A 16,562-nucleotide genomic window follows, 5' to 3' on the forward strand; every position below is an offset into this window, starting at 1 on the left:
CGGCGAGCGCGCGACCGCACGCGAACGCCGTGCCCGGAGGTCAGCCGAGGTCGCCGGCGGCCGTGCGCTCGGCCAGCTTCACCAGGGTGCGGACCGCGGACCCGGTGCCGCCCTTGGGCGTGTAGCCGTACGGCGCGCCCTCGTGGAAGGCCGGTCCCGCGATGTCCAGGTGCGCCCAGGCGATGCCCTCGCCCACGAACTCCTTCAGGAAGAGACCGGCCACCAGGCCGCCGCCCATCCGCTCGCCCATGTTGGCGATGTCGGCGGTCGGGGAGTCCATCCCCTTGCGCAGGTCGGCGGGGAGCGGCATCGGCCAGGAAGCCTCGCCGACCTCCTCGGCGATCTCGTGGATCGACGTGCGGAAGGCGTCGTCGTTGGCCATGATGCCGAAGGTGCGGTTGCCCAGCGCCAGCACCATCGCACCGGTGAGGGTCGCCACGTCGACGATCGCGTCCGGCTTCTCCTCCGAGGCGCGGGTCAGCGCGTCGGCGAGGACCAGCCGGCCCTCGGCGTCGGTGTTGAGGACCTCGACGGTCTTGCCGCTGTACATGCGCAGGACGTCACCCGGGCGGGTGGCGTTGCCGGACGGCATGTTCTCGGCGAGCGCCAGCCAGCCGGTGACGTTGACCCGCAGGCCCAGACGGGAGGCCGCGACGACGGCGGCGAACACGGCGGCGGCGCCGCTCATGTCGCACTTCATCGTCTCGTTGTGGCCGGCCGGCTTGAGCGAGATGCCGCCCGAGTCGTAGGTGATGCCCTTGCCGACCAGGGCCAGGGTCTTCTCCGCCTTGGGGTGCGTGTAGGCGAGGCGGACCAGACGCGGGCCGTGGGTGGAGCCCTGGCCGACGCCCAGCAGACCCCCGAAGCCGCCCTTGACGAGCGCCTTCTCGTCGAGGACCTGCACCTTGATGCCGTGCTCCTTGCCGGCCGCGGCGGCCACCGCCGCGAAGGACTCGGGGTACAGGTCGTTCGGCGGGGTGTTGACCAGGTCACGGGCCCGGTTGATCTCCTCGGCGACCGCGACGGCGCGCTCTGCGGCCGCCTTGAACGCCTTGTCGCGCGGCTTGGCGCCCAGCAGGGCGACCTCCCCGAGCGGCAGCTTCGCGCCGTTCCCGGACTTGGCGTCCTTGGGGGCGAGCCTGTTCTCGCCGCCCTGGTAGGCGGTGAAGGCGTAGGCGCCGAGCAGGGCGCCCTCCGCGACGGCCTCGGCGTCCTCCACGGACTCCGCCGGCAGCGCGAAACCGGCCTTCTTCGCACCGGACAGGGCGCGTGCGGCGCTCCCTGCGGCCCGGCGCAGTGCCTCGGCGTCGTAGCCGCCGTCCTTCTCCGGGACCGGACCGAGCCCGACCGCGATGACGACCGCGGCCTTGAGCCCGGAGGGCGCGGGAAGCTTGGTCAGTTCGCCCTCGGCACCGGAGGCACCCAGGGTCTCCAGGACGTCTGCGAGCTTTCCGTCGAACGCCTTGTCCACGGCCTCGGCGCCCGGTGCGAGGACCAGGCCCCCGGACTTGGACCCAGCGCCCTTGGCGACGCCGACGACGAGTGCGTCGGCGCGCAGCGTCGCCGCACCGGCAGTGCTGAGAGTGAGAGCAGTCACGGTGGTGAATTCTCGCTTCCGTTGAGTTATGTGCCGGTCGAGGGGTGGGCCGACCGTGCCCGGCGCATCGTAGACGCCGCCGCAATGTGCCGGGAATGAGCCTACGCGCGCCGCTGCGTCCGGCTGACGGGGGCAGGGCCGTCCGGGTCGGCGCCCGTGCCCCGCGCGGGCAGTAGGGAGCCGCGGGGATAGGGTCGTCGGCCTGGGCGGGACGAGTGGGGGAGCACCATGCGGGGCAGGACGGCCGGTACGCGAGGAACGTGGGGACCGGCGTCGCTCGCCGTGCTGATCCTGGCGGCGCTGTCCACCGGCTGCGCCCCGGGCACGGCGCCCGAGGACCCGCCGGCCGCCGCCGGCGCACCGCGGTCCGCGCGGCACTGGCAGCCGGAGCCCGGCGTGGACTGGCAGTGGCAGCTCTCCGGCCGGGTGGACACGACGGTGGACGCCCCGGTCTACGACATCGACGGGTTCGACCAGGACGCCGCGACCGTGTCCGCGCTGCACCGCAAGGGCCGCAAGGTCATCTGCTACCTCTCGACCGGCGCCTGGGAGGACTTCCGCCCGGACGCGGAGAAGTTCCCCGCATCCGTGCGCGGCAAGACCAACGGCTGGGAGGGGGAGTGGTGGCTCGACATCCGCCGCACCGACATCCTGGAACCGCTGATGGAGACCCGGATCGCCATGTGCGCGAAGAAGGGGTTCGACGCGGTGGAGCCGGACAACATGGACGGCTACCTCAACTCCACGGGCTTCCCGCTGACGGGGAAGGACCAGCTCCGCTACAACCGGCTGATCGCCCGCATCGCCCACCGCCACGGCATGGCCGTCGGCCTGAAGAACGACCTGCCCCAGATCCCGGAACTGGTGGACGACTTCGACTTCGCGGTCAACGAACAGTGCGCGCAGTACGGCGAGTGCGGAACCCTCACCCCGTTCATCGAGGCGGGCAAGGCCGTCTTCCACGCGGAGTACGAAGTGCCCGTGGCCGACTTCTGTGCCGAGTCCCGGCGGCTGAGGCTGAGCTCACTGCTGAAGAAGTACGAACTCGGCGTCTGGCGCCAGGGCTGCTGAGGCGGCGCCCCGGCCGCGGCCTACCCCAGGGCCAGCACCACCAGGACCGCGGTGGCGGCGGTCTCCGCCAGCGCCCCGAACACATCGCCGGTCACCCCGGTGAAGCGCCGCACGCAGTGCCGCAGCAACAGCCCCGCGGCCCCCAGACCGGCCAGGGCGGCGAGGCCGTGGCACAGGGCTCCGTAGCCGCCCAGCAGCGCACCGGCCCCGGCGCAGCCCGCGACCACCACCACCGCGACGCCCGCCGCGGCGCCGGGCGGCACGGTGCCGGCCACCGCGGCACCCAGCCCCTCCGGCCTGGCCGGCGGCACGCCGCGGCGGGAGGCGAGGGTGAGCGCGGACCGGGCGACGGCCGCGGCGGCCACCGCCCCCAGCGCACCGTGCGCCCAGTCCCGGCCGTACAGCTCGAAGAGGGCGGCCACCTGGGCGAGCAGGACGAACAGCAGCGTGATCACACCGAACGGACCAATGTCCGACTGCTTCATGACGCGCAGCGCTTCCTCGGCGGGCCTGGCGCTGCCGAGCCCGTCCGCGGTGTCCGCCAGACCGTCCAGGTGCAGGCCGCGGGTGAGGGCGGCGGGGAGCGCGGCCGAGGCGACCGCCGCGAGCAGGGGTCCCGATCCGGCCAGCAGGAGCACCGTCCCGGGCACGGCCGCGAGCAGCCCCACGACGAGCCCGGCGAGCGGGGCGCAGAGCATGCCGGCGCGGGCGGCCTCACGGTCCCAGCGCGAGACCCGGACGGGGAGCACGGTCAGGGTGCCGAAGGCGAAACGCAGGCCGTGGCTGTTCAGGGAGGTCACCGCGGGCAGGCTAGCCGGTGCCGGTCGGCGTTAGGTTGTGCGCATCGCAACAAAAGCCGCACAGCGGACGTCGGGAGTAGGTGGCATGGGTCACTGGCTTCACCAGAACATCGTCGAGCCGGGCAAACTGCCGCTGCTGCTCGCCCTGAGCGCCTTCTTGCTCACCTTCGCCGTCACCCGTGTCATCACCCGGATGATCAGGGCGGGCAAGGGGCCCTTCCGCAACGTCACGCCCGGCGGCGTGCACGTCCACCACGTGGTGCCGGGCGTCGTGCTCTCGGTGGTCGGCGGGTTCGGCGCGGTGGCCAGTGGCCGGCACGGTGTCGCCGCCGGCATCTGCGCCGTCGTCTTCGGCATGGGGGCCGGCCTCGTCCTCGACGAGTTCGCGCTGATCCTGCACCTCGACGACGTCTACTGGACCGAGGAGGGCCGCCAGAGCGTGGAGGTCGTCGTCCTCACCGCCTCGCTGGTCGTCCTCGTCCTCGCCGGCTTCTCGCCGCTCGGGGTGGACGAACTGAGCGGCGACGAGGAGCAGGGCAGGCTGAGCGTCGTCGTGACGTACTGCGTCAACTTCGGCTTCGTCCTGATCTCCCTGTTCAAGGGCAAGGCCCGCATGGCGGTGATCGGCACACTCGTTCCGTTCATCGCTCTGGTCGGCGCCCTCCGGCTGGCCCGGCCGGTCTCCCCGTGGGCGAAGCGTTTCTACCGGCGCCGCCACCGGGCCCGGTCCAGAGCGGTACTGCGCGCCTACCACCACGACGTGCGGTGGGCGGGACCGCGCCGCAGGTTCCAGGACATGATCGGCGGCGCGCCGGACCGGACACAGCTGCCCGGCCCGGGCCCCGCAGACTGAGCTCAGACGCTGCTCTGCGCGGGCTCCGCCTCACCGGGCGTCTCCCCGCCGGAAGGCTCCTCGCCGGCCGGACGCTCCGGGAGCTCGGCGGCCAGCGCCGCCGCGGCCTGGACGAGCGGCAGCGCCAGCAGGGCCCCGCTCCCCTCACCCACCGTCACCCCGTGGTCCAGCAGCGGCGTCAGCGCCATCCGGTCCAGCGCCTTGGCCTGGGCGGGCTCGCCGCTCACCTGACCCGCCAGCCACCAGTCCGGCGCCCGGAAGGCCGCCCGCTGGGCCACCAGCGCACAGGCCGCCGAGACCACACCGTCCAGCACGACGGGCAGCCGGCGCACCGCGCTCTGCAGCAGGAAACCGGTCGTCGCCGCCAGATCCGCCCCGCCCACCGCGGCCAGCAGCTCCAGCTGGTCACCGAGCACCGGCCGGGCCCGGCGCAGCGCGTCCCGGATCGCCGCGCACTTGCGCATCCACGCGAGATCGTCGATGCCGGCTCCGCCACGCCCCGTCACGACCGAGGCGTCCGTGCCGCACAGGGCCGCGATCAGGGTCGAGGCCGCCGTCGTACCGCCGACGCTCAGATCACCCAGCACCACGAGATCGGTGCCGGAGTCGGCCTCCTCGTCGGCGATCCGCATCCCCAGCCGTACGGCCTGCTCGGCCTCCTCGGCCGTCAGCGCGTCCTCGACGTCGATACGGCCGCTGCCGCGCCGCACCCGGTGCCGTACGACCGCCTCGGGCAGCAGCTCCGGGTCGCAGTCAAGACCGGCGTCGACGATGCGTACCGGGACGGCGAAGCGGCGTGCCAGCACGGCGACGGGACTGGCGCCGTCCAGAGCGGCCCGCACCAGCTCGTGCGCACTGCCGGCCGCCCGGCCGGACACCCCCAGCTCCGCCACCCCGTGGTCACCGGCGAAAAGCACCACACGCGGCCGGTCGACGGGCTTGACGGGCACCGCCTGCTGGGCGGCGGACAGCCACTCGCCCAGCTCGTCGAGCCGGCCGAGCGCGCCGGGCGCGACGGCCAGCCGCTCCCGGCGTTCCTCGGCGTCACGTCGTACGCCCCCGTCGGGGCGCTCGATCAGGTCGGAGAAGTCGTCCAGATTCACGGGGGTCTGCCTCGCGGGTCGTCACATGGTGGGCGGGGAGCCCGGCCCCGGGCTCCTTGCGGAACAGTACCCGCCTGCCCCCGCGCGCCCCGGGCCCGCGCACCTGCCCCGGCCTCAGTCCCGCAGCACCAGCGCCTGCCCCGCGACGACGAGCAGGACGTGCTCGCACTCGGCTGCGAACGCCGCGTTCAGACGGCCCAGTTCGTCACGGAAGCGTCGCCCGGAGGGTGTCGCGGGGACCACACCGGAGCCGGCCTCGTTGGTCACGGCGACGACCGTGCGGCGCGTGCCGCGCACCGCGCGCACCAGTTCGGCGACCCGGGCGCGCAGCGCGTCCTCCCCGCCGTCCGCCCACAGGGCGCTGTCCCACGCGTCCGCCCGGTCCATCGCGTCCGTCAGCCACAGCGACAGGCAGTCGATCAGCAGCGGGGGGCCGTCCGCCTCCAGCAGTCCGGTCAGCTCGCACGTCTCCTCGGTGCGCCACGCGGCCGGCCTGCGCTCCCGGTGCACGCCGATCCGGTCCGCCCATTCCCTGTCGCCGTCCCGCCGGCCGCCCGTGGCCACGTACACCACCTCGGGGAACGTCTCCAGACGCCGCTCGGCCTCGAGGGACTTCCCGGACCGGGCCCCGCCCGTCACGAGCGTGCGCCGGGGCACGACCGGCACGGCGTGGTACTCGCCCACCGGCAGCGTCGTGCCGTCCGGCACGGCCTGCGCCCCGCCCGCCGCCAGCCTGCGGTCCAGCTCGTCACCCCGCGGCGCGTCGTGGTCCAGATGGACGGCGATCACCTCGGTGCCCGGCCCGACGGCCTCCACCGCCCGCAGCCGGGCCACGGCGTCGGGCCGCCCGATCACATCGCCGACGACCATGTCGTACGGCTCCGGCACCCGGTCGGCCAGGCCGGCGGGGGAGGCACCCGGCGGCAGGTAGAGCAGCCGCTCGCCCTCCGGCGACGTCACCTCGTACCCGGTGCCGGGCGCGTCCATCGCCACGGCCCGGACGCGGTGCCCGCTGATCAGCGTCAGCTCCTGGCCGTCGGGGACCCGCCCAGCGGGAGGGAGCGAGGCGGGCAGTTCCACCGCGGGCCCGTCATGAGGGTGGGTCAGCAGCACCTGCCGCACGCCCGCCAGCGAATGTCCCGCCCGGGCGGCGGCGAACACGGCGCCCGGGGTGAGGTCGAGCAGCAGCGCGTCGTCGACGAGGAGGGCGGTCGCGGCGCGCGCCCGCGCACCACGGGCCGACGCGCACGCGGCGCAGGGGCAGTCGGGCCGCGGCAGCCCGTCGGGGGCTCCGGTGCCGAGCAGAGTCAGTTCCACGGTCTGATCCTCCCGTGTCCATGCTGCCCCTGCGCGCCCGGGCACCCACTAGGCTGCGGGGAGCAACGTGACCCAGGAGGCGGACATGGCGTGGACGTGGCGGTTCGAGAAGTCCGACGGTACGGAGACGGAGCCGGCGCTGCAGCCGGAGGAGTTCACGACTCAGGGCGACGCGGAGTCCTGGATCGGTGAGTTCTGGAAGGAGCTCCTCGAGGGCGGCGCCGACCAGGTGACGCTGTTCGAGGACGCGAAGAAGATCTACGGCCCGATGAGCCTCCAGGCCGAATAGGCCCCCCGGCCCGCCATCCGCCCCCGGGTGGCGGGCCGCCGCCGTGAGGCCGCGTGCCGCCCGGGTGCGGCCGGGTCCGTCAGATCTCTCCGAGCGTGACCTCCGCCGTCCTCTCCGCGCCCGAGCGGACGTACGTCACCTGCACCTTCTGGCCCGGCTTGTGGGCCGCCAGGGCCTCCGAGAGCGAGGTGATCGTCGTGATGCGGCTGTCGCCCACCCGTGTGATGACGTCCCCCGCCCGCAGGCCCGCCTTCTCGGCCGCCCCGCCCTCGCCGGCGGTCACGACGGCGACCCCGGCCGGCCGGTAGTCGTCGTCGACGACCGTACGGCCCGTGATGTCCAGCGCGGCCCGGCCCGAATCCGTGACCCTGCCGTTCTCGATGATCTGGTCGACGACCTTCCGGACCGTCGAGACCGGGATGGCGAACCCGATCCCGGGTGCGGCGCTGCCTCCCGGCTCCGGGTCCGTCGCCGCGAGGGTGGGGATGCCGATCACCTCGCTCTCGAGGTTGACCAGGGCGCCGCCGCTGTTGCCCGGATTGATCGCCGCCGACGTCTGCACCATGTCGGCGAGCGTCGCCCCCGTGCCACCGCCCCCGCGGCTCTCGCTGACGGTCCGGCCCAGGGCCGAGACGATGCCCTGGGTGACGCTGCTGGAGAGGCCGAGCGGCGAGCCCATCGCCAGGACGATCTGCCCGACCTGCACCTCGTCGGCCGTGCCGAAGTCCGCGGCCTTGAGCCCGTCCGGGACGTCGTCCAGCCTGATGACCGCCAGGTCCTGCTCCGGGTAGGACGAGACGAGTGAGGCCCTGAGCGCCTTCTCGCCGGTCGCGACAGTGACCTCGAAGGACTTCGCGCCGCCCACGACATGGGCGTTGGTGACGATATGGCCCTTGCCGTCGTAGACGATGCCGGAGCCGAGACCGTCGCCGGTGGCGACCTGCACGACGGAGGGCAGCACGTCGTTGATGACGGTCTGGTACCGCTCCTCCAGATCGACCGTGCCCTGGGACACCGCGTTCGGCTGCACGGGGGCGCCTGAGGGGGAGGGGGACGGGCCGGCGCAGCCGAACGCCAGGGCGAGCGCGCAGACGCCGGCGGCCAGGGACAGCGAGGAGCGGCGGGCCGGGCCGCGGCGCCGGCCGCGGGAGGGGGATGCGTCCATGCCCGGAGTATCGCCAGGGCCCGGGCCCCGGGGCCTGTGCTGTTGGGCCGATCAGACGTACGGGCGGCGGCCTCTCAGCCGCGTACGCCGCACAGGTGCAGCAGCGCCGCCACCCCGCGGTACGGATCCGTGCGCCCCGCCCGGTCCTCCACTGCCAGCACACGGGCCAGCTCGTCAGCGTCCGGCAGCGGGGACTCGTTGCTCACGTTGTCGGTGAAGACCCGTACGCCGTACCAGGTGTGCAGCGGGGCGGCGATACCGGCGAGGGTGGCCGTCAGCGCGCCGAGCCGGTCGGCCCGCACGTCGAGGCCCAGCCTGTTCCTGTACGTGTCCGTGTCGAACGCGGCCAGGGCCGCGCCGAAGTCGCCCGCGGTCCCGGGGCGCATCGCCAGCGCGTCGGCGTTCCGTACGAGCAGCGAGAGCAGCCCGCCCGGCGCCAGCATCCGGGCCAGTCCGGCCAGCATGGGATCCGGTTCGGAGACGTACATCAGTACGCCGTGGCAGAGCACCACGTCGAAGCTGCCGGGCAGGAAGTGCACCCCGGTGTCCCGGCCGTCGCCCTCGATGAACCGCACGCGCTCCCGGATGCCCTCGGGTTCGCCCGCGAGCGCGTCCTGCGCGGTCCCCAGCATCTCGCCGTCCGACTCCAGGCCGGTCACCGTGTGCCCGGCCCGCGCCAGGCGCAGGGCCTGTGTGCCCTGGCCCATGCCGACGTCGAGCACCCGCAGCCGCCGCCCCACAGGGAAGCGGGCGGCTATCTGCTCGTCCAGCTGCCGGGCGACGAGCTCCTGGCGGACCGTGTTGCGCAGGCCGCCGAGCCCGGCCAGCCACTGGGAGGAACCGCCCGTGAAGCCGGAGGCCTCCGTGCTCAGGGCCGCTCTCCCCGCTTGACCTGCGGCTTCGGAAGCCGCAGTCGGCGCATCTGGAGCGTGCGCATCAGGCCGTAGGCCACGGCGCCGCGCTTCGGGGTGTCCGGGAAGCGCTGGGCCAGCTGCTTCTTGAGCCGGAACGCGAGGCCGATGGAGTCGACCACGATCAGCACGATCACGCCGAGCCAGAGCAGCAGCGAGATGTTCTGGATGTTCTGGACCTGGATCACGCTGAGGATCAGGATGATCACCGCGAGCGGCAGGAAGTACTCCGCGATGCAGAAGCGCGAATCCACGAAGTCACGGACGAAGCGCCGCACGGGCCCCTTGTCACGTGCCGGCAGATAACGCTCGTCGCCCGACGCGAGTGCCTCACGCTGGCGTGCCATGTCCGCGCGGCGCGCTTCGCGCTGACGCTTCGTGGCCTCCTTGCGATCGGCCGGCGTGCCGCTCGAGGCACGCCTGCGCTGCGTCTGGGCATCGCTGCGCTTGGGGGTGGGGCGACCCTTGGGAGCCTGAGGGTCGCGGGGCTGCTTGGAGAGGTCCGCCGTCACCTTGCCGGTGGGGGCCTTCTCTTCCTTGGAACGGCTACGGAACACAAAGCCCAAGGGTACGGGGTCGATCGGGGCGGCAGCGGACCGGGCGGGAACGATCCGGCAACGGCCTGCGTCCTGAAAGGTGTCCCGACAGGGGCAGAACGGACGATGCCGACGTCTTTCCCTGATGTTCGTCTACTCCCTGCGCGGGAGCGGTCACCGGCGGCAGTCGTCCTTGGGTAGGAGCACATCCGGGCCCGAACAGTGCGGTAATGGAGACAGGGCCCGTACTGTGGGTTCTGTTGGAGTGCCGGAGCTCAGTCCGTCAGAAGGGGGCGCGCGAAGCCCATGAGCGGTGTCATGAAGCGTATGGGAATGATCTTCCGCGCGAAGGCCAACAAGGCCCTTGACCGGGCCGAGGACCCGCGCGAAACCCTCGACTACTCGTACCAGAAGCAGCTGGAACTGCTGCAGAAGGTACGTCGCGGCGTCGCCGATGTGGCGACCTCGCGCAAGCGGCTCGAACTGCAGCTCAACCAGCTGCAGGGCCAGTCGACCAAACTGGAGGACCAGGGGCGCAAGGCGCTCGCTCTCGGCAGGGAGGACCTCGCACGCGAGGCGCTGTCCCGGCGAGCCGCCCTGCAGCAGCAGGTCACCGACCTGGAGACGCAGCACCGGACGCTCCAGGGCGAGGAGGAGAAGCTCACCCTCGCGGCGCAGCGGCTGCAGGCCAAGGTCGACGCCTTCCGTACGAAGAAGGAGACCATCAAGGCCACCTACACCGCCGCCCAGGCGCAGACCCGGATCGGCGAGGCCTTCTCCGGGATCTCCGAGGAGATGGGCGACGTCGGCCTTGCGATCCAGCGGGCCGAGGACAAGACCCAGCAGCTCCAGGCGCGGGCCGGTGCCATCGACGAGCTGCTCGCCTCCGGCGCCCTGGACGACCCGTCCGGGACGGCGAAGGACGACATCGCCGCCGAGCTGGACCGGATCTCCGGTGGTACGGATGTAGAACTGGAACTGCAGCGCATGAAGGCGGAGCTGGCCGGCGGCCCGTCCGCGCAGCAGCAGGCCATCGAGGGCGGTGCGCAGGACGCGGCACCGCAGTCGCAGCAGGCCCCGCACAAGTTCGACAAGCAGTGAGGGCGGCGTCATGATCGTACGGATCATGGGGGAGGGCCAGGTGGAACTGGCCGACAGCCATGTCGTCGAGCTGGACAAGCTCGACGACGTACTGCTCGCGGAGATGGAGAGCGGTGACGGACCCGGCTTCCGCACCACACTCCACGCGCTCCTGGACAAGGTGCGCGAGCTCGGCTCGCCGCTGCCCGACGACTCCCTCGAGCCGTCCGGGCTCATCCTGCCGGCGCCGGACGCCACCCTCGAAGAGGTGCGCGCCATGCTCGGCGACGGGGGGCTGATCCCCGGCTGACGGGGAAGCCCGCTCCACACTCCCCGCCGTGCCCCGCCCCGGCCCCACCGGTGCGGGGCACGGCGCTGTACCGGGCCGGTTCCGGGGCCGCATCCGTACGGCGCCGGGCCGGCCCGGCTACGGCACGCCGTACCGTTCTGGGGGTGACCACCCTCGGAACAGGGCTCGTACGCGTCCGCCGCTGGCTGCGCGGCCATCCCCTCGCCTTCGACGGGGCGCTCGCCGCCGCCGTGCTCGCCTGCATGGTCTGCGCGTCGTTCGCCGAGCCGGACCCGGGTCACGGGCGGCCCATCTTCGGTGAGCGCACCCCCGGGGCCTGGAGCGTCCTCCTGATGGTGCTCGCCGCGGCGGCCCTGGTGCTGCGCAGGCGGCGGCCCATGACCGTACTGGCCGCGACCGGACTGCTGTCCGCCGCCGAGTTCGTCCTGATGGACCCGCCCGCCCCCGTCGTGATGAGCGCGGTCGTCGCGCTCTTCACCGTCGCTGCCAGTACCGACCGCCCCACGACCTGGCGGGTCGGCCTGCTGACCATGGCGGTGCTGACCCTGACCGCGATGGTGGTCGGTTCGTCGCCCTGGTACAGCCAGGAGAACGTCGGTGTCCTCGCCTGGACCGGGCTGGCCTGCGCCGCCGGGGACGCCGTGCGCAGCAGGCGGGCGTTCGTCGACGCGATCAGGGAAAGGGCCGAGCGGGCGGAACGCACCCGCGAGGAGGAGGCCCGCCGCCGGGTCGCCGAGGAGCGGTTGCGGATCGCCCGGGACCTGCACGACGTCGTCGCCCACCACATCGCCCTGGTCAACGTGCAGGCCGGGGTGGCCGCACACGTCATGGACAAGCGCCCGGACCAGGCGAAGGAGGCGCTGGCGCACGTACGCGAGGCCAGCCGTTCCGCCCTGGGCGAGCTGCGGGCCACGGTAGGGCTGCTGCGCCAGTCCGGCGACCCGGAGGCGCCCACGGAACCGGCACCGGGACTCGCCGTCCTCGACGCGCTGATCGACACGTTCCGCAACACCGGACTCCCCGTCGAGGTGGCCTGCACGGACCCGGACAACCCGTTGCCCGCGGCCGTGGATCTCGCGGCCTACCGTGTCATCCAGGAGGCCCTGACCAACGTGCGCAAGCATGCGGGCGCCGGGGCGAAGGCCGAGGTGAGCGTCGTACGGGTGGGGGCGACGGCCGAGGTCACCGTGCTCGACGACGGCGCGGGCGCGGGCGCGTCGTGCCCCGCGGAGCACGACGGCGGCGGCCACGGACTCGTCGGCATGCGGGAGCGCGTCACCGCCCTCGGCGGCACCCTCACCGCGGGTCCCCGGTACGGCGGCGGGTTCCGCGTCCATGCGATCCTGCCCGTCATGCCCCGCGCGGACGGGCCGGAGGTACCGGGCACGACGGAGGGGGCGGGGGGACGCTCATGACACCGATCAAGGTGCTGCTCGCCGACGACCAGGCGCTGCTGCGCAGCGCGTTCCGGGTGCTGGTCGACTCGGAGCCCGACATGCACGTCGTCGGAGAGGCCGCGGACGGCGCGGAGGCTGTCGCGCTGGCCCGCTCGACGCGCGCCGACGTCGTCCTGATGGACATCCGGATGCCCGGCACCGACGGGCTCACCGCCACCCGGACGATCAGCGGGGACCCGGATCTGGCCGGGGTGCGCATCGTCATGCTCACCACCTTCGAGGTGGACGAGTACGTGGTGCAGGCCCTGCGCGCGGGGGCCTCCGGCTTCCTGGGGAAGGGCGCCGAACCCGAGGAGCTGCTCAACGCCATCCGGGTCGCCGCCGCCGGGGAGGCGCTGCTCTCCCCGGTCGCGACCAAGGGCCTCATCGCGACCTTCCTCGCGCAGGACGACAGCACGGACGGGGGGCCGGACGCCGCCCGGTACTCCGAACGGCTCGCTGCGCTCACCGGGCGCGAGCGCGAGGTGCTCGTCCTGGTCGCGGGCGGGCACTCCAACGACCAGATCGCGGAGCGGCTCGTCGTCAGCCCTCTCACCGTCAAGACGCATGTGAACCGGGCGATGGCGAAGCTGGGTGCGCGAGACCGTGCCCAATTGGTCGTCATTGCGTACGAATCGGGCCTGGTGCGTCCCAGGGTGGAGTAACGGGTGGAGATCCGGACTACTCCAGCTGCGGTATGCGCGTGGTGAGAAAGCAACCCGGGGGCCGACGATTCCGTCCCGCGGACCGGCGATCGTATAGGTGGGCGGGCTGTGTCCCCTTGATCGCCGCATTGCTGTGCGAGCAGCCGCCTATCTGCCGCGTACGCCACAGAAGAGAGACCCACCCATGTCCTGGCTGTCCAGATTCAGCCTCGCACAACGGGCCCTGATCGGGCTGATCTCGATCGTCGCGCTCGTTTTCGGAGCGATCGCGATCCCGCAGCTCAAGCAGCAGCTGCTGCCCACCATCGAACTGCCGATGGTGTCGGTGCTGGCGCCCTACGAGGGTGCGTCCCCCGATGTGGTCGAGAAGCAGGTCGTCGAGCCCCTCGAGAACGCCATCAAGGCCGTCGACGGCGTCGAGGGCGTCACCTCCACCGCCAGCGAGGGCAACGCCGTCGTCATGGCGAGCTTCGACTTCGGTGACGAAGGCACGAAGCAGCTCGTCGCCGACATCCAGCAGGCGGTGAACCGCGCCCGCATCCAGCTGCCCGAGGACGTGGACCCGCAGGTCATCGCCGGTTCGACGGACGACATCCCGGCCGTCGTCCTCGCCGTCACCTCCGACCAGGACCAGCAGGCGCTCGCCGATCAGCTCGACCGCACGGTGGTCCCCGCGCTCGAGGACATCGACGGTGTCGGCCAGGTCGCGGTGGACGGTGTCCAGGACCTCCAGGTCTCCGTCGTCCCCGACGACAAGAAGCTCGCGGCGGCCGGAATGGACGCCGCCTCGCTGGCCCGGGCCCTGCAGGCCGGCGGCGCCACCGTCCCCGCCGGCTCCTTCTCCGAGTCGGGCAAGAGCCGCACCGTCCAGGTCGGCGGCTCGTTCACCTCGCTCCGGCAGATCGAGGACCTGAGGGTCTCCGCCCAGAACCCGGCGACCGGCAAAGCCGGGAAGCCGGTCCGCGTCGGGGACATCGCCACGGTGAAGCAGGAGCCCTCCACCGCCGTCTCCATCACCCGGACGAACGGCGAGCCGAGCCTCGCCGTCATGGCGACGATGGACAAGGACGGCAGCGCCGTCGCCATCTCGGACGCCGTCCAGGACAAACTCCCCGGCCTGCGCGAGGATCTCGGCGCCGGCGCCGAGCTGACCGTGGTCTCCGACCAGGGCCCGGCCGTCTCCAAGGCGATCTCCGGCCTGACCACCGAAGGCGCGCTCGGCCTGCTCTTCGCCGTCGTCGTCATCCTGGTCTTCCTCGCGTCGATCCGCTCGACGCTGGTGACCGCGGTCTCCATCCCGCTCTCCGTCGTCCTCGCACTGATCGTGCTGTGGACCCGTGACCTGTCGCTGAACATGCTCACGCTCGGCGCGCTGACGATCGCGATCGGCCGCGTCGTCGACGACTCGATCGTGGTCCTGGAGAACATCAAGCGGCACCTCGGCTACGGCGAGGAGCGCCAGTCGGCGATCATCACCGCGGTCAAGGAGGTGGCCGGGGCGATCACCTCGTCCACGCTCACCACGGTCGCGGTCTTCCTGCCCATCGGCCTGGTCGGCGGGATGGTCGGCCAGCTCTTCGGCTCGTTCTCCCTCACCGTCACGGCGGCCCTGCTGGCCTCCCTGCTGGTCTCGCTGACCGTCGTCCCGGTCCTCTCGTACTGGTTCCTGCGGGCTCCCGAGGGCACCGCCGAGAATCCGGACGAGGTGCGCCGCCAGGCCGAGGAGAAGGAAGCCGCCAGCCGGCTCCAGCGGATCTACGTGCCGGTGCTCCACTTCGCCACCCGGCGCCGCGTCACCAGCGTCGTCATCGCCTTCGTGGTCCTGTTCGGCACCCTCGGCATGACGCCCCTGCTGAAGACGACCCTGTTCGAACCGGGTGAGCAGGAGGTCATCTCCCTCAAGCAGGAGCTGGCCCCCGGCACCAGCCTGGAAGCGGCCGACGAGGCCGCGCGCAAGGTCGAGAAGGTCCTCGCCGCCGACAAGGGCGTCGGGGACTACCAGGTCACCGTCGGCTCCTCCGGCTTCATGGCGGCCTTCGGCGGCGGTACGGGAGCCAACCAGGCCTCCTACCAGATCACCCTGAAGGACTCGGCGGACTTCGACGCCGCCGGTCAGCGGATCGACGAGGCCCTCGGCGCGCTCGACGGCATCGGCGACACGACGATTGCCTCCAGCGGCGGCTTCGGCTCCCAGGATCTGAGCGTCACCGTCAAGGCCGCCGACCCGGACGTCCTGAAGAAGGCCTCCGAACTGGTGCGCACCGAGGTCACGGAGCTCGACGACGTCACGGACGTCCAGAGCGACCTGGCCCAGAGCGTCCCGCGGATCTCCGTCAAGGCCAACGACAGGGCGGCGGCCGCCGGCTTCGACCAGACCACTCTCGGTGGAGTGGTGGCGGGGGCGGTGCGCGGCACCCCGTCCGGCAAGGCGGTCATGGACGACACCGAGCGTGACGTCGTCGTCAAGTCCTCGCACCCGGCCACCACGACGGCCGAGCTGAAGGCCCTGCCGCTCGGCCCCGTGGAGCTCGGCGACGTCGCCGACGTGGAACTGGTGCCCGGCCCGGTCACGATGACCCGCATCGACGGCCAGCGTGCCGCGACGGTCACCGCCAAGCCGACCATCGACGACACCGGCGCGGTCAGCAAGGAGCTCCAGAAGAAGCTCGACGCCCTGGACCTTCCGGAGGGCGCCACCGCGACCATCGGCGGTGTCACCCAGGAGCAGGACGAGGCCAACACGAAGTTGATCCTGGCCATGCTGGCGGCCGTCGCGATCATCTTCATCCTGTTGGTGGCCACCTTCCGGTCGCTCATCCAGCCGCTGATCCTGCTGGTCTCCATCCCCTTCGCCGCGACGGGCGCCCTCGGGCTCCTCATCATCACCGGCACCCCGATGGGCGTCCCGGCGATGATCGGCATGCTGATGCTGATCGGCATCGTGGTGACCAACGCGATCGTGCTGATCGACCTGATCAACCAGTACAGGTCGCAGGGCATGGGCGTCGTCGAAGCCGTCGTCGAGGGCGGCCGTCACCGTCTGCGCCCGATCCTGATGACGGCACTCGCGACGATCTTCGCCCTGCTCCCGATGGCGCTCGGCGTCACGGGCGAGGGCGGCTTCATCTCGCAGCCGCTGGCGGTCGTGGTGATCGGCGGTCTGATCACCTCCACGCTGCTGACCCTGCTCCTGGTGCCGACGCTCTACGCGATGGTCGAGCTCCGCAAGGAGCGCCGCGCGAAGAAGAAGGCGGCGAAGCGGTCGGCCAGGTCCGGCGTGACGGCCTCCGCAGCGTCGGAGGAAGCCTCCTCCGACGAGCCGGAGCCGGCGAAGGCCTGACGGCACCCGGCCGCCACGGCAGAGGCCCCCGATGCCGCACCACGGCATCGGGGGCCTTCTGCTGTCAGGAACCGTGACCCGGACCCGGG

The 16,562-nt window shown here is 72.6% G+C and carries 15 protein-coding genes; 8 read left to right on the top strand and 7 right to left on the bottom strand.

Features of this window, described 5'->3' with window-relative positions; genetic code table 11:
• Positions 1-40: 40 nt before the first annotated feature.
• Positions 41-1,597, bottom strand: coding sequence for a leucyl aminopeptidase (locus tag QFZ58_RS26410; protein ID WP_307127390.1), 1,557 nt, complete (start codon positions 1,595-1,597; stop codon positions 41-43).
• Between the two features lie 228 nt (positions 1,598-1,825).
• Here QFZ58_RS26410 and QFZ58_RS26415 point away from each other — a divergent pair, with 228 nt between their 5' ends.
• Complete coding sequence (locus QFZ58_RS26415; protein WP_307127391.1) at positions 1,826-2,668, top strand: endo alpha-1,4 polygalactosaminidase; 843 nt, start codon at positions 1,826-1,828, stop codon at positions 2,666-2,668.
• Between the two features lie 20 nt (positions 2,669-2,688).
• Here the strand turns inward: QFZ58_RS26415 and QFZ58_RS26420 are convergent, their stop codons facing one another.
• Positions 2,689-3,468 carry an adenosylcobinamide-GDP ribazoletransferase gene (locus tag QFZ58_RS26420; protein ID WP_307127392.1) on the bottom strand — a complete coding sequence of 260 codons (780 nt, stop codon included), beginning with the start codon at positions 3,466-3,468 and terminating at the stop codon, positions 2,689-2,691.
• An 85-nt stretch (positions 3,469-3,553) separates the two neighbouring features.
• On the opposite strand from QFZ58_RS26420, the gene QFZ58_RS26425 reads away from it, so the two are divergent.
• Positions 3,554-4,321: a hypothetical protein gene (locus QFZ58_RS26425; RefSeq protein ID WP_307127393.1), complete on the top strand. Its 768-nt coding sequence runs from the start codon at positions 3,554-3,556 to the stop codon at positions 4,319-4,321.
• A 2-nt stretch (positions 4,322-4,323) separates the two neighbouring features.
• Here QFZ58_RS26425 and cobT read toward each other — a convergent pair whose 3' ends face one another.
• Together cobT and QFZ58_RS26435 are read right to left on the bottom strand one after the other, a co-directional pair.
• On the bottom strand, positions 4,324-5,424 hold the full coding sequence (cobT, locus tag QFZ58_RS26430) for a nicotinate-nucleotide--dimethylbenzimidazole phosphoribosyltransferase (protein ID WP_307127394.1): 1,101 nt from the start codon (positions 5,422-5,424) through the stop codon (positions 4,324-4,326).
• Positions 5,425-5,538: 114 nt separating this feature from the next.
• Entirely contained in the window at positions 5,539-6,741 is a 1,203-nt protein-coding gene (locus QFZ58_RS26435; RefSeq protein WP_307127395.1) for a bifunctional adenosylcobinamide kinase/adenosylcobinamide-phosphate guanylyltransferase, read from the bottom strand.
• A gap of 85 nt (positions 6,742-6,826) precedes the next feature.
• On the opposite strand from QFZ58_RS26435, the gene QFZ58_RS26440 reads away from it, so the two are divergent.
• Complete coding sequence (locus tag QFZ58_RS26440; RefSeq protein ID WP_307128996.1) at positions 6,827-7,030, top strand: hypothetical protein; 204 nt, start codon at positions 6,827-6,829, stop codon at positions 7,028-7,030.
• Between the two features lie 79 nt (positions 7,031-7,109).
• Here the strand turns inward: QFZ58_RS26440 and QFZ58_RS26445 are convergent, their stop codons facing one another.
• The 3 genes from QFZ58_RS26445 to QFZ58_RS26455 form a co-directional block, all read right to left on the bottom strand.
• Positions 7,110-8,195 carry a S1C family serine protease gene (locus tag QFZ58_RS26445; RefSeq protein ID WP_307127396.1) on the bottom strand — a complete coding sequence of 362 codons (1,086 nt, stop codon included), beginning with the start codon at positions 8,193-8,195 and terminating at the stop codon, positions 7,110-7,112.
• A gap of 74 nt (positions 8,196-8,269) precedes the next feature.
• Complete coding sequence (locus QFZ58_RS26450; RefSeq protein WP_307128997.1) at positions 8,270-9,004, bottom strand: bifunctional 2-polyprenyl-6-hydroxyphenol methylase/3-demethylubiquinol 3-O-methyltransferase UbiG; 735 nt, start codon at positions 9,002-9,004, stop codon at positions 8,270-8,272.
• A gap of 59 nt (positions 9,005-9,063) precedes the next feature.
• A complete protein-coding gene (locus tag QFZ58_RS26455) occupies positions 9,064-9,663 on the bottom strand; it encodes a DUF3043 domain-containing protein (RefSeq protein ID WP_307127397.1) in 600 nt (199 codons plus the stop codon).
• 297 nt (positions 9,664-9,960) lie between these two features.
• Between QFZ58_RS26455 and QFZ58_RS26460 the strand changes: the two genes are divergently transcribed.
• From QFZ58_RS26460 to QFZ58_RS26480, 5 genes are all read left to right on the top strand, one after another.
• On the top strand, positions 9,961-10,743 hold the full coding sequence (locus QFZ58_RS26460; protein ID WP_307127398.1) for a PspA/IM30 family protein: 783 nt from the start codon (positions 9,961-9,963) through the stop codon (positions 10,741-10,743).
• Positions 10,744-10,753: 10 nt separating this feature from the next.
• Entirely contained in the window at positions 10,754-11,032 is a 279-nt protein-coding gene (locus tag QFZ58_RS26465) for a hypothetical protein (RefSeq protein ID WP_307127399.1), read from the top strand.
• Between the two features lie 143 nt (positions 11,033-11,175).
• On the top strand, positions 11,176-12,447 hold the full coding sequence (locus QFZ58_RS26470) for a sensor histidine kinase (protein ID WP_307127400.1): 1,272 nt from the start codon (positions 11,176-11,178) through the stop codon (positions 12,445-12,447).
• A complete protein-coding gene (locus QFZ58_RS26475) occupies positions 12,444-13,133 on the top strand; it encodes a response regulator transcription factor (RefSeq protein ID WP_307127401.1) in 690 nt (229 codons plus the stop codon). The genes QFZ58_RS26470 and QFZ58_RS26475 overlap by 4 nt, the downstream gene beginning before the upstream one ends.
• 184 nt (positions 13,134-13,317) lie before the next feature.
• Positions 13,318-16,473 (top strand): efflux RND transporter permease subunit, encoded by a 3,156-nt coding sequence (locus QFZ58_RS26480; protein ID WP_307127402.1) that lies wholly within the window; start codon positions 13,318-13,320, stop codon positions 16,471-16,473.
• Positions 16,474-16,562 lie beyond the last annotated feature (89 nt).

It is taken from the genome of Streptomyces sp. B1I3 (assembly GCF_030816615.1).
In the GTDB taxonomy this organism is placed as follows: Bacteria; Actinomycetota; Actinomycetes; order Streptomycetales; family Streptomycetaceae; genus Streptomyces.

Excerpts from the sequence above, each read along its gene's own strand:
- QFZ58_RS26415 (WP_307127391.1), top strand. The coding sequence starts at position 1,826 with ATGCGGGGCAGGACGGCCGGTACGCGAGGAACGTGGGGACCGGCGTCG.
- QFZ58_RS26465 (WP_307127399.1), top strand. The coding sequence starts at position 10,754 with ATGATCGTACGGATCATGGGGGAGGGCCAGGTGGAACTGGCCGACAGC.
- QFZ58_RS26425 (WP_307127393.1), top strand. The coding sequence starts at position 3,554 with ATGGGTCACTGGCTTCACCAGAACATCGTCGAGCCGGGCAAACTGCCG.
- QFZ58_RS26480 (WP_307127402.1), top strand. The coding sequence starts at position 13,318 with ATGTCCTGGCTGTCCAGATTCAGCCTCGCACAACGGGCCCTGATCGGG.
- QFZ58_RS26445 (WP_307127396.1), bottom strand. The coding sequence starts at position 8,195 with ATGGACGCATCCCCCTCCCGCGGCCGGCGCCGCGGCCCGGCCCGCCGC.
- QFZ58_RS26460 (WP_307127398.1), top strand. The coding sequence starts at position 9,961 with ATGAAGCGTATGGGAATGATCTTCCGCGCGAAGGCCAACAAGGCCCTT.
- QFZ58_RS26475 (WP_307127401.1), top strand. The coding sequence starts at position 12,444 with ATGACACCGATCAAGGTGCTGCTCGCCGACGACCAGGCGCTGCTGCGC.
- QFZ58_RS26440 (WP_307128996.1), top strand. The coding sequence starts at position 6,827 with ATGGCGTGGACGTGGCGGTTCGAGAAGTCCGACGGTACGGAGACGGAG.